The following is a 12872-nucleotide window of genomic DNA, read 5'->3' on the forward strand; positions in this document are numbered from 1 at the left end:
CGCACAGTCAGGGAGAAACGCAGGACGCTGAAAGTGGAATCAGGCTCACAGCGTCCATGTCGTTTACTGCCATTTAGCCGTTTTCTTGCGAAGCGTTTCCCTACCTGAATCTTTCGTCCTGTTGCATCAGCTTGGGTTACTGCAACATGCCAGGACGAACCACAGGAAAGAGGGAACGCTGTGTCATGGCAAGGGACGATGTCAGTAAATAGTCTGGCCTGGGCTGGTGTGCTGGGTATCCTACCGTTGCTTTTTTTACCGCAGATTCCAGCACAAACGCCGCTGTGGTGGGGCGGTGGTCTATCCCTTTGTGTGATATTGGTAGGGTATCGCTACGCGGGGATAGGTGTTGTGGCGATTATTGCCATGAGTTTTTGCTGGGCATCGTTGAATGCTCAAACCTTACTGTTACAAATTGAGCGCGCTACGCAGGGGCAGGTTAACGCTGTCGTAACGATAAGTAGCATACGGTTTAATGAGCATGATGATGATTGGATCACGGTTCGACTGGAAGAGATAAATCAGCACAGAATCTTCCCTCCATTATATGCCCAACTGACCTTATCACCTGAGATGAAAAACTGGTGCGGAGGTCAACGCTGGGCAATCACTGCCAATTTTCGTCCCATCCATAGTCGCTTAAACGAAGGCGGTTTTGATAGCCAACGCTGGGCGATAGCCAAACGGCAACCCGTGTCGGGTCGTGTGCTAACGGCAACGGTGGTTAACAGCCATTGTGACTTTCGCCAGCGCACGATTATACAGGCGGAGCAGCAGGTGCAGGGATTACCCTGGCGTTCTATTTTACTGGCGCTAACGTTTGGTGAGATGAAAACGGTGAGCCCTGATCTTAAAGCGCTACTTCAGAATACCGGGACGATGCACTTGATGGCGATTTCCGGCCTTCATATTGCGCTTGCTGGCCTGTTTGGTTGGGTAATCGTACGGGCGTTACAGTATGGCTTTCCTGTGCGGTGGATTGGTTATCGTCTCCCATTATTGACGGGCGTCATGGTTGCCTGGGGGTATGTCTGGCTGGCAGGGGGAAACCCACCGGCGGTGCGTTCTGCGCTAGCACTTAGCGTATGGGTCTGCCTAAAAATGCGCGGCGTTAACTGCTCAGCCTGGCAGGTTTGGCTATGGTGTGTCGCATTGATTCTGGTCAGCGATCCACTCAGCGTGCTGTCAGACAGTTTTTGGCTCTCTTGCCTTGCGGTGGCCTCGCTGATTTTTTGGTTTCAATGGGCTCCGCTTTCCTATCGGTTACAGACTCAGCGACGGTGGTTCTGGCTACGATGGCTTCATCTGCAAACGGGGATCACGCTGTTATTGATGCCTTTGCAGTTGCATATTTTCCACGGTTTTAGCATCACCTCTCTGCTTGCCAACCTGTGGGCAGTGCCTTTAGTCACCTTTGTTACCACGCCGCTTATTCTACTGGCATTGAGCACGGTTGCGTTTTCACCACTGAGCGAAAGGCTTTGGTGGCTGGCGGATATTTCACTGCAAGTGGTATTTGCCCCGTTGATGTCTCTACAAACGGGGTGGGTTTATCTTGATGCGTCGTTGCTACTTGTCAGTATCGCGGGATGGGGAGCCGTTGTAATTTGGCGTTTTAGCTGGTGGCGACACTATCCCATGAGTGTTGGCGCTATGATTCTTATTTTATTGGTTTTTCGCATAAAAACTGATGAGCCTGAGTGGCGTGTGGACATGCTGGATGTCGGCCATGGTTTGGCCGTCGTGATCGAACAACATGGGAAGGCGGTGCTGTACGATACGGGAAACCGCTGGGAAGGGGGAGATATGGCAACGCGAGAAATTTTGCCCTACCTGCGATGGCGTGGCGTCGATGTGGAAAAAATCATTCTGAGCCACAGTCATATGGACCACATCGGTGGTCTGGAAACCTTACAGGCAGCTTACCCGAATGCAGCAATCTATAGCGCTATTAACTCGGTGAGTCATCGTTCTTGCCTGCGTGGCGAACGTTGGCGCTGGCAAAATCTCACGTTTACCGTGCTGTGGCCACTTGAGCATGTCGAGAGGGCGGAAAATAATGACTCCTGTGTTATCCGCGTTGATGATGGTAAACACAGTGTTCTACTGACGGGCGATTTAGAGTCGGATGCGGAAAAAGCATTGATGAGAGTAGAACGCAGTGCGCTGCGTGCGAATTTGTTACAAATCCCCCATCATGGCAGTAAAACCTCGTCGTCTCCTCCCTTCATTCGTGCCGTTAACGCCGACGTTGTGATGGCGTCGGCGGCGCGTTATAACCCGTGGCGGCTGCCTTCAGTAAAGATTGTCGAGCGATATCGGCAACATGGCTACTCATGGCTAGATACGGCATCATTTGGTCAGCTAAGTGCACGTTTTTTCAGCGATTCATGGTATGTTTTACGGTTCAGGGATCACATATCGCCCCGTTGGTATCATCAGTGGTTTGGCGTCAGGCGGTATAATGAGTAAAATGGTCGGCTATTTCTTCCCGATTCAGGTTCACTACATGCTGAATGATAAAGATCTCTCCACCTGGCAGACCTTTCGCCGCCTATGGCCGATGATCTCTCCTTTTAAGGCAGGGCTTGCTGCTGCTGCAATCGCACTCATTATTAATGCGGCTGGCGATACATTAATGCTCTCTCTGCTTAAACCCTTGCTGGATGAAGGATTCGGTAAGGCGGAACGTTCAGTATTGCTCTGGATGCCGTTGGTTGTCATTGGGCTGATGTTAGTGAGGGGGCTGTCGGGCTTTGTCTCCAGCTACTGTGTTGCCTGGGTTTCAGGCAAAGTGGTGATGAATATGCGCCGCCGCCTTTTTTCCCACATCATGGGGATGCCGGTAGCGTTTTTCGACCAACAGTCGACGGGGACGCTGCTATCGCGTATCACCTATGATTCTGAGCAGGTTGCGGCTTCGTCATCTGGCGCGTTGATTACCGTCGTCAGGGAAGGGGCGTCAATTATTGGCCTGTTTATTCTGATGTTCTACTACAGTTGGCAGTTGTCCATCATCCTGATTGTGATTGCGCCGATTGTGTCGATCGCTATGCGACTGGTGTCCAAACGGTTCCGTAATATCAGTAAAAACATGCAGGACACCATGGGACACGTCACCACCAGCACGGAGCAAATGCTGAAAGGGCATAAAGAAGTGTTGATGTTTGGGGGCCAGGACGTTGAAACTAAACGTTTCGATCAGGTCAGTAACCGGATGCGTCAGCAGGGTATGAAGATGGTGTCTGCGTCTTCAATTTCCGACCCTATCATCCAACTGATCGCATCGCTGGCGTTGGCGTTTGTCTTGTATGCTGCCAGTTTCCCTAGCGTGATGGAGACATTGACTGCCGGGACGATCACGGTGGTGTTCTCTTCTATGATCGCGCTAATGCGTCCGTTAAAGTCACTCACTAACGTGAATGCTCAGTTCCAACGTGGTATGGCGGCGTGCCAGACGTTGTTCGCCATTCTGGACATGGAACAGGAGCGTGATACTGGCAAATTGGAAATCGAACGAGCGAAAGGTGACCTCGAATTCCGTCAGGTTAATTTCGCTTATCCAGGACGAGAAAATCTGGCGCTGAAAAATATCAATCTGCATGTTCCCGTTGGTAAAACGGTGGCATTGGTTGGCCGCTCTGGTTCAGGTAAATCGACAATTGCCAGTTTGATCACCCGTTTTTACGATATTCAGTCTGGTGAAATTTTACTTGATGGTCACGACTTACGCGAATATCGCCTATCTTCCTTACGCAATCAGGTGGCGCTGGTTTCTCAGAATGTGCACCTATTTAACGATACGATAGCGAACAATATCGCCTATGCCCGCAATGAGCACTATAGCCGTGAGGAAATTGAGCGTGCGGCAAAAATGGCGTATGCGACCGATTTCATCAACAAGATGGAAAATGGGCTGGACACGGTGATTGGTGAAAATGGTGTGATGCTCTCAGGTGGGCAACGCCAACGGATCGCAATTGCCCGTGCGCTACTGCGTGATAGCCCGATCCTGATATTAGATGAGGCCACGTCAGCGTTGGATACCGAATCTGAACGTGCGATTCAGGCTGCATTAGATGAGTTGCAGAAAGATCGTACTGCATTGGTCATTGCACACCGCCTTTCCACGATTGAAAAAGCAGATGAGATTCTGGTCGTTGAAGACGGCAGAATCATTGAGCGTGGTAACCATACTGCGCTACTGACGGCGAACGGTGCCTATGCGCAGTTGCATAGAATGCAGTTTGGCGAATGATTGAGCGTATTTGGTCCGGGCAGTCGCGGCTCTATTGGTTGTTACTGCCGCTTGCGTGGTTATACGGGTTCATCACGTTTCTGATCCGCCAGAGCTATCGACTGGGATGGCGGAAATGCTGGCGATCGCCTGTTCCCGTTGTGGTCGTGGGAAATTTGACGGCAGGGGGCAATGGGAAAACACCGGTAGTCATTTGGCTCGTCGAACAGTTGCAACACAGAGGTTACCGTGTTGGTGTGGTGTCGCGGGGTTACGGTGGAAAAGCTGAGCGCTATCCGCTGCTGCTTGATGAATCGGTAACGACGGCGCAGGCAGGTGATGAACCGGTGCTGATTTTCCAACGTACTGACGCGCCTGTTGCGGTTGCCCCCCAACGCCGGGAGGCCGTGCAGGCATTATTGGCTCGGCACACCGTAGATGTGGTGATCACCGACGATGGATTACAGCACTATGCGTTGGCAAGAGACATCGAACTGGTTGTGATTGACGGAATGCGGCGTTTTGGCAACGGTTGGTGGCTGCCAGCAGGCCCGATGCGAGAAAGAGAAAGCCGTCTGGCGTCGGTGGATGCCGTCATTGTTAACGGTGGCATGCCACGAACCAATGAGATAGGCATGACACTCACAGCGGGTATGGCAATTAACTTATTGTCCGGTGAATCGCGACCGCTGAGCCAATTACAGGATGTGGTGGCGATGGCGGGTATCGGACATCCTCCGCGTTTTTTTGCTACGCTGCGTGATGCGGGCGTCAGCATTGTGCGCGAAGTCGCTTTTGCTGACCATCAATCGTACCAGCCAGAACAGCTTGAATCGTTGACTCAAGATGTGAAGCAGCCTCTGCTGATGACGGAAAAAGATGCCGTGAAATGCAGAGCGTTTGCTAAAGATAACTGGTGGTATTTGCCCGTCGATGCCGTGTTAATTGAGCCTCATGGCACGCAATTACTTGATAAAATTGAAAGTGTTATTAACCGTAATGTCGGCGGAAAATGTGAATAATGTCGGTCATCGATCGGCCAAAGATGGAGGAAGTATGGATCACCGTTTACTTGAGATTGTTGCCTGTCCTGTTTGTAATGGTCGGCTGTACTTTAATAAAGAGAAGCTGGAATTGATATGCAAGGTCGATGGTTTGGCCTATCCGGTTCGTGATGGTATCCCCGTGCTGCTGGAAAACGAAGCGCGTAAACTCGGAGCTGACGAGACAGCACAATGACTTTTACTGTGATTATTCCTGCGCGTTTTGCGTCAAGTCGACTGCCAGGGAAACCGCTGGCGGACATCAACGGCAAACCGATGGTCGTCCATGTAATGGAGCGGGCGCTGGAGTCGGGGGCGCAGCGCGTTATCGTGGCTACCGATCATCCCGATGTTGAGGTCGCTGTGCGACAAGCTGGCGGCGAAGTATGTCTGACCCGTGCCGATCATAATTCTGGCACAGAACGTCTGGCTGAAGTTATCGAGCAGTACGGCTTTAGCGATGATGACATCATCGTTAACGTTCAGGGCGATGAACCACTTATTCCTTCCGTGATTATTCGTCAGGTGGCAGAGAATCTCGCCGCCAGTAAAGCGGGAATGGCAACGCTGGCCGTGTCGATTGAAACCAGCGAAGAAGCATTCAATCCAAATGCGGTAAAAGTGGTTACCGACGCGGAAGGATACGCACTGTATTTTTCTCGTGCGACCATTCCCTGGGACAGAGAGCGTTTTGCTCAGTCTAAAGAAGCCATTGGCGATCATTTCCTGCGTCATATCGGTATCTACGCTTACCGGGCTGGCTTTGTACGACGCTATGTCAGTTGGGCTCCAAGCCAACTGGAGCAAATCGAGTTGCTGGAACAATTGCGTGTGCTGTGGTATGGCGAGAAGATCCACGTTGCTGTTGCCAAAGCCGTTCCTAGCGTCGGTGTAGATACACCAGAAGATCTCGCCCGCGTGCGACAAATCATGGCTGCACAGTAAAACTCGTCGCATCAATCTGCGATGAGCGCGTTATAGGGGAATCTATTCTTATCGGAATAGTTTTTCCCCATGAAATTTTTTCTTAGTATTGTCATTTCGTTTTTTAATTATTTATCATTTATTTAGATAACTATTCTTAAAAAATAAAAATTATATCGTGCGGTTTTATTTATGCGATAATTAATTTTCATTTTTAATTTATACACGGCGAGTGGAACTTTTATTTTTATATTTAAATGTTACTATCAACTTGCCATGTTTTTGCATGGCGTTTTCTTTATTTCAACTAAGGATGGTAATAATATGAATGCTAAACGTTATATCGCAAATTTTTTCCTCGGCGGAATGTTAATGGGGGCAGCGGCAGGAAGCAGCGCGGCGGTTTATTACATGGCTCCCAACGGCAATGACGCGAATAATGGTAGTAAGAATTCCCCCTGGAAAACGATCGATCGTGCGCAGAAGACATTAAATCCTGGCGACCGCCTGTGGATACGCGGTGGTAAATACGTGTTCACCAAAGGGCTGAATGTCTGTGCTACGCGGACCGATGTAGTCAATGCGATTACGCTGAATAAAAGCGGCACGGAAGGTAAGCGTATTGAGTACTGGGCGTCTAGCGGAGAAGTGCCGATTTTTGATTTCAGCCAGATGCAGGATGATTGCCGGGTCAAAGGGGTTAACGTTGTTGCCGATTGGGTTTCCGTTAAAGGGCTGGAAATAACCGGTGTGCCACAACGTAATAACCTTAACCATGAATCCTGGGGCGTGTGGATTAGAGGCAGTAATAATATATTCGAGCAGTTGAATATTCATCACATTATGGGTACTGGTTTGTTCATCCAACGTGGGGGAAATAACCTGGTATTAAATAGTGACTCTCACCATAACTATGATCCACTGACCTCTAATGGTGCTGGTCAAAGCGGGGATGGTTTTGGTGCGCATATCCCTGCTAACCAACCAGGTAATATTTTCCGCGGTTGCCGGGCGTGGTCAAATTCGGATGATGGTTTTGATTTAATTAATGCCTATTCACCGGTGCTGATTGAAAACTCCTGGGCCTGGTCGCATGGGTATTTGCCGGGGACAACACAATCACTGGCTGCGGGTAACGGTAATGGTTTTAAAATCGGTGGCTACGGCGGCGTTTATGTGGCGAATGCGGTGAAACATACCGTGCGTAACTCGGTTGCGTTCTTAAATAAGGCTGCGGGTTTTTATGCTAATCACCATCCTGTAGCGAACGATTTCTTCAATAACACTGGCTATAAAAATAACCCGAACTTTAATATCCGCGGCATCGATGCAAATGGAAAAGCCATTGGGTTGGGTACGCTGCGCAATAATGTGTCTCACGGGGGTAAAGACCTGTCGTTCTCCGACGGAGCAAACATGCGCTATAATTCGTGGGATCTGAAAATTGCGGTATCAGATGCTGACTTCGAGAGCGTTTCCGTGACCGGATGGGATGCGCCACGTCAGGCGGACGGCAGCTTGCCGGTACTTAAGAGCCTGCATCTTGCATCGGGGAGCGCTCTGATCAACAAGGGGGGTGATGTCAAACTGCCTTATAAGGGATCAGCGCCAGATCTGGGGGCTTTTGAACGCGAATAGTGGCGAAATGTTAATACACTAGCCAGTCATTCACGGTATTCCTTGCTGACAGGCAGGGAGTACCGCTGCAACAACCCCGACAGGGTGTCTCTCATTATTATCCCGATGAGCTTACATAGGTAAGTGATTCGGGTGACTGACAAATCTGCCAGAGGCTGGTTTGAACGCTGCTTGCAGCGGCCCCAACGGGGCGAGGCACACGCAAGTGTGCTGAGTAGCGTAGCCAACGCACATGCAACTTGAAGTATGACGAGTATATTTGATCTGCGTTGAAGTATTTGTCTTCTGCTCGCCGCATCATGGTGAATGGAGCTATTTGGCTCAACTGAGGTATCACCGTTTATGGAACAGTTGAAATCAGAACTCAGTGCGGTGTTGGGGGAAAGCCTCAGCCGACTTGAGCGCATAAGCGAACAGCCCTATGCGGATCTGTATGCCTTGTATGACAAAGAAGGCAACGCCATTCCTTTGTTAGCGAAAAGTTATGTTTGTCAGGGGGTCGCGCAACAGGAAGCCTATAAGCTCTCGATGCTGGCGCGTGAAGGTGATGCCCGTCTGCCAACCGTCTATGGGTTGGTTCTGACGCAACAGCAACCTTACCGGGAGCTGCTGTTGATTGAGCGTTTACGCGGTGTATCGGTGGAAGCGCCACCAAGAAACGGCCAGCGTTGGACGTTGCTAATGGATCAAATTGTTGAAAACGTACTTGCCTGGCACCGAATTGACAGCCATGGTTGTGTCGGTTCTGTGGACAGCACGCAGGACAACGATTGGTTCAGTTGGTATCAACAGCGTCTGGAAGTCCTGTGGTCTACGTTGCTCAATGTTAGCGCGCCCCAGCTTACGCAGCAGGATCGCACCGTGCTTTATCGCTCTCGCCAGTGCCTGAAAATGTTGTTTGAGGATTTTGACGATAACTGTGTATTAGTGCATGGCAACCTTTCATTACGCAGTATGTTGAAGGATGCGCGTAGCGATCAACTATTAGCGATGATCAATCCGGGGATGATGCTGTGGGCACCCAGAGAGTATGAACTTTTCCGACTTTGCGAATCTGGCATGCCAGAGCAACTGCTTTATCACTATCTGAAACAGGCTCCCGTTTCTGAATCCTTTGTTTACCGCCGCTGGCTGTATGTGATTTGGGAAGCCGTGGCCCGCTATATTCACACGGGCCAATTGGATCGTCAGCTATTTGATGTGGCTTCCCGTGAGTTGTCCCCTTGGCTGGAGTGAGCCTGCGGTTGTGCCGCGTCGTGGGGTGCTGTCGTGGTTCCCTTTAGTAATTGCCAGAGGCGACCGAGCGTTTCATACCAGGCTCGTTCACTGTGTGATAGATAGTAAGCGGAAGGGAATACCTTTTCCCACGGATTAAGCGCAGACGTGATTGCCATCTGGTTCGCCGGAGCTGGAATCGGCGCTAGTCCTTGGGCTTGGAAAAATCGTATAGCGCGAGGAAGATGGTTGGCTGAGGTCACCAGCAGGAAAGTTCGATCGCCAACAATCTTAGCCGTTGCCGCCGCTTCTTCTTCCGTATCCCTCGGTGTATCCAGAATGACGATATCCTGCTGGGGAATGCCCAAACTTTCGGCGACCAGCGCCGCCGTTTTCGCGCTACTGACAGGGTTCCCTTGCGCAGCGCCACCAGTAAAAATCAATTTTGCGCCGGGGTTGGCATGATAAAGACGAACGCCTTCCGTGACGCGCGGGAGGCTATTGCTGATGAGATTAGAACTGGGTGCCCATTCCGCGTTATAGGTATATCCCCCGCCTAATACGACAATATACTCGACATTGCCCGCTTGCGGCGTCCGTCGCCAGGTTGGGTACTGTGATTCCAGTGGTAACAACAGTCGATCGGCAACAGGTTGCAGGCTGAGTAGAATAAGCATCAGCCAACTGGCTACTATCATCGTTTTCCCCGTGCGCTGTCGTTGGGTAAACCAGAGCAGCAACAGACCAACACCCATCAGAATCAATAGCAATGGCAGGGGTTGCAGAAGGCCACCGACGAACTTTTTGAGTGTGAAAAGCATAGAATTGCATTCCTTTTGAGTGAAAAAACCGCATCCGGGAAGATATCATGCGGTAAGGCCATTTATTCTAAGCCAGCCTGTGCCAAAATGGCAGGCAGGAAAAATCGCCTCGCGCAGATACGAGTTGCGTGAGCTATCCCGTTTATATGATGCGGAACAATGACTGATGCAGGATCGCAATTTTAACGATATCGCGGAAAAATTTGCTCAGAATATCTATGGCACAACGAAGGGGAGACTTCGGCTGGCGGTATTGTGGCAAGATCTTGACGGTCTTTTAGCCCAGCTTCCGGCACGGCCTTTACGCATCCTTGATGCGGGAGGGGGTGAAGGGCAGATAGCCTGCCGTCTTGCGGCTTTAGGACATCAGGTATTGTTGTGCGATGTTTCCGATGAGATGATTCAGCGCGCCAAAAATGCGGCAGCGGCGCAGGGCGTCACCCATAATATGCGTTTTGTGCAGTGTGCCGCACAGGATGTCGCGCAATATATGGACGGCCCCGCTGATCTGATATTGTTCCATGCGGTGCTGGAATGGGTCGCACAACCACAGCAGGCACTGAAAATATTGTACGATTGCCTGTCGCCGGGTGGCGCATTGTCCCTGATGTTCTATAACCATCATGGGTTGCTGATGCGTAACATGGTGGTGGGTAACTTTGATTATGTTCAGGCCGGTATGCCTAAGGGCAAACGGCGCTCGCTCTCGCCAGATCACCCGCTGAACCCGCAAGACGTGTACGGCTGGCTTGATGAGATGGGGCTGACCATTAGCGGGAAAACTGGCGTGCGTGTGTTTCATGACTACTTGAAAAGTAAACAGCAGCAAGTTGAAAAATTTGACGACATTCTGGAGATTGAACAGCGGTATTGTCGGCAAGAGCCTTTTGTAAGTTTGGGCCGTTATATCCATGTCATGGCGCATAAACCCCATTTGAAGGATGCATTATGAGTGATTTTTCCCAGACTGTACCCGAACTGGTCGCCTGGGCACGAAAAAACGATTTCTCCATTTCCCTCCCCACCGAACGCCTGGCGTTTTTGATGGCGATCGCCACGCTTAATGGCGAGCGTATGGATGGTGAAATGAGTGAAGGCGAGCTGATTGATGCCTTCCGCCATGTGAGTCAGGGATTTGATCAGACGAACGAAACCATTACTGTTCGCGCCAATAACGCAATTAACGATCTGGTGCGTCAGCGGTTGCTTAACCGTTTTACCAGCGAACAGGCGGAAGGGAATGCGATTTATCGGCTGACGCCGCTGGGGATCGGCATTACCGATTATTACATCCGCCAGCGTGAGTTCTCAACGCTACGGCTTTCTATGCAGCTTTCTATCGTGGCGCAGGAGCTCAGTCGTGCGGCCGATGCGGCGGAAGAAGACGGCGATGAGTTTCACTGGCACCGCAACGTATTTGCACCGCTGAAATATTCCGTTGCTGAAATTTTTGACAGTATTGATTTGTCGCAACGCGTGATGGATGAACAGCAGCAGGGCGTTAAAGATGATATTGCGGCGCTGCTAAACCAGGACTGGCGAGCCGCGATCGGTAGCTGTGAACACCTGCTGACTGAAACGTCATCGACGCTGCGTGAATTGCAGGACACGCTCGAAGCCGCAGGCGACAAATTGCAGACGAGCCTGTTGAGCATTCAGGATGCGATTATGAATAACCCGCATAACCTGGAGTTTGTCGATAAACTGGTGTTTGACCTGCAAAACAAACTCGATCGCATTGTGAGCTGGGGGCAGCAGACGATAGATTTGTGGATTGGTTACGACCGCCACGTACATAAGTTTATCCGTACTGCGATTGATATGGATAAAAACCGCGTCTTTGCCCAGCGATTACGCCAGTCAGTGCAGAACTATTTCGACAACCCTTGGGCGCTGACGTTCGCCAACGCCGATCGGTTGCTGGATATGCGTGACGAAGAGCTGACATTGCGTAGTGAAGAAGTGACCGGTGAGCTGCCGCCGGAGCTGGAGTACGAAGAGTTTAGTGAAATGCGCGAGCAACTGATCGCGCTGGTTGAGCAGGCGCTGCATAAATATAAAGCGCAACAGATTCCGCTGGATTTGAGTGAAGTGATGCGTGAATACCTCACGCAGTATCCTCGCTCGCGGCATTTTGATGTTGCTCGAATCGTGGTCGACCAGGCTGTACGTCTGGGCGTAGCCGAAACAGATTTCTCCGGATTGCCAGCACTGTGGCAGGCAATCAATGATTACGGAGCCAAGGTGCAGGCCCATGTCATCGATAAATATTGAACAATTTATGCCAGTAAAGCTGGCAAGCGCGCTGTCGAATAACCTTTTTCCCGCGCTGGACAGCCAATTGCGCGCTGGGCGCCATATTGGTATTGAAGAACTGGAAAACCACGTATTTTTGATGGATTTTCAGGAGGTGCTGGAGGAGTTCTACAGCCGTTACAACGTGGAATTGATCCGCGCGCCGGAAGGGTTCTTCTATCTGCGTCCGCGCTCTACCACGCTGATCCCGCGTTCGGTGCTATCTGAGCTGGATATGATGGTAGGGAAAATTCTCTGCTATCTCTATCTGAGCCCGGAGCGTTTGGCGCACGAAGGCATTTTCAGCCAGCAGGAGCTCTATGAAGAGTTGCTGAGTCTGGCGGATGAAAGCAAACTGCTGAAGTTGGTTAACCAGCGTTCCACCGGTTCCGATCTGGATCGCCAAAAGTTGCAGGAAAAAGTTAGAACCTCACTTAACCGCTTACGTCGGTTAGGGATGATCTACTTTATGGGCAATGACAGCAGCAAATTCAGAATTACCGAATCGGTATTCCGCTTTGGGACTGATGTGCGCAGCGGCGATGATGCCCGTGAAGCACAGCTACGCATGATTCGCGATGGTGAAGCGATGCCTATTGAAGGTAATTTGTCGCTGAAAGATGACAGCGACGATAACGATCGCACCGATGATACCGCGCCAGAAACGGGCGAGGATGAATAAGAGCGTATCCCATTCCT

11 protein-coding genes are annotated in these 12872 nt (G+C 50.7%); 10 read left to right on the forward strand and 1 reads right to left on the reverse strand.

What is annotated here, in order from left to right; translation table 11 throughout:
- Nucleotides 1–198 precede the first annotated feature (198 nt).
- The 7 genes from AACH44_RS09030 to AACH44_RS09060 all read left to right on the forward strand — a co-directional run bounded on the left by AACH44_RS09030 (nucleotide 199) and on the right by AACH44_RS09060 (nucleotide 9078).
- Nucleotides 199–2472 carry a ComEC family protein gene (locus tag AACH44_RS09030; protein WP_338659572.1) on the forward strand — a complete coding sequence of 758 codons (2274 nt, stop codon included), beginning with the start codon at nucleotides 199–201 and terminating at the stop codon, nucleotides 2470–2472.
- Between the two features lie 37 nt (nucleotides 2473–2509).
- A complete protein-coding gene (gene msbA / locus AACH44_RS09035; protein ID WP_261849689.1) occupies nucleotides 2510–4258 on the forward strand; it encodes a lipid A ABC transporter ATP-binding protein/permease MsbA in 1749 nt (582 codons plus the stop codon).
- Nucleotides 4255–5259, forward strand: coding sequence for a tetraacyldisaccharide 4'-kinase (gene lpxK, locus AACH44_RS09040; RefSeq protein ID WP_261849665.1), 1005 nt, complete (start codon nucleotides 4255–4257; stop codon nucleotides 5257–5259). The genes msbA and lpxK overlap by 4 nt, the downstream gene beginning before the upstream one ends.
- Nucleotides 5260–5293: 34 nt before the next feature.
- Entirely contained in the window at nucleotides 5294–5476 is a 183-nt protein-coding gene (locus tag AACH44_RS09045) for a Trm112 family protein (RefSeq protein WP_107168257.1), read from the forward strand.
- Nucleotides 5473–6225: a 3-deoxy-manno-octulosonate cytidylyltransferase gene (gene kdsB, locus AACH44_RS09050; RefSeq protein ID WP_261849666.1), complete on the forward strand. Its 753-nt coding sequence runs from the start codon at nucleotides 5473–5475 to the stop codon at nucleotides 6223–6225. The genes AACH44_RS09045 and kdsB overlap by 4 nt, the downstream gene beginning before the upstream one ends.
- Nucleotides 6226–6528: 303 nt before the next feature.
- Entirely contained in the window at nucleotides 6529–7842 is a 1314-nt protein-coding gene (gene pelN / locus AACH44_RS09055; RefSeq protein ID WP_261849667.1) for a pectate lyase PelN, read from the forward strand.
- 342 nt (nucleotides 7843–8184) lie between these two features.
- Nucleotides 8185–9078 (forward strand): YcbJ family phosphotransferase, encoded by an 894-nt coding sequence (locus AACH44_RS09060; protein WP_261849668.1) that lies wholly within the window; start codon nucleotides 8185–8187, stop codon nucleotides 9076–9078.
- Here AACH44_RS09060 and elyC read toward each other — a convergent pair.
- Entirely contained in the window at nucleotides 9030–9878 is an 849-nt protein-coding gene (gene elyC / locus AACH44_RS09065) for an envelope biogenesis factor ElyC (protein WP_261849669.1), read from the reverse strand. The two genes, AACH44_RS09060 and elyC, sit on opposite strands and share 49 nt — an antisense overlap.
- A gap of 166 nt (nucleotides 9879–10044) precedes the next feature.
- On the opposite strand from elyC, the gene cmoM reads away from it, so the two are divergent.
- Genes cmoM through mukE form a run of 3 tightly spaced genes read left to right on the forward strand, consistent with a single transcriptional unit; the run spans nucleotide 10045 to nucleotide 12855 of the window.
- On the forward strand, nucleotides 10045–10830 hold the full coding sequence (gene cmoM / locus AACH44_RS09070; protein ID WP_261849670.1) for a tRNA uridine 5-oxyacetic acid(34) methyltransferase CmoM: 786 nt from the start codon (nucleotides 10045–10047) through the stop codon (nucleotides 10828–10830).
- Entirely contained in the window at nucleotides 10827–12152 is a 1326-nt protein-coding gene (gene mukF / locus AACH44_RS09075; RefSeq protein ID WP_261849671.1) for a chromosome partition protein MukF, read from the forward strand. Before cmoM ends, mukF begins: the two co-directional genes overlap by 4 nt.
- A complete protein-coding gene (mukE, locus tag AACH44_RS09080) occupies nucleotides 12133–12855 on the forward strand; it encodes a chromosome partition protein MukE (RefSeq protein ID WP_338659573.1) in 723 nt (240 codons plus the stop codon). Before mukF ends, mukE begins: the two co-directional genes overlap by 20 nt.
- Nucleotides 12856–12872: the final 17 nt, after the last annotated feature.

It is taken from the genome of Pectobacterium araliae (assembly GCF_037076465.1).
Taxonomy (GTDB): Bacteria; Pseudomonadota; Gammaproteobacteria; order Enterobacterales; family Enterobacteriaceae; genus Pectobacterium; species Pectobacterium araliae.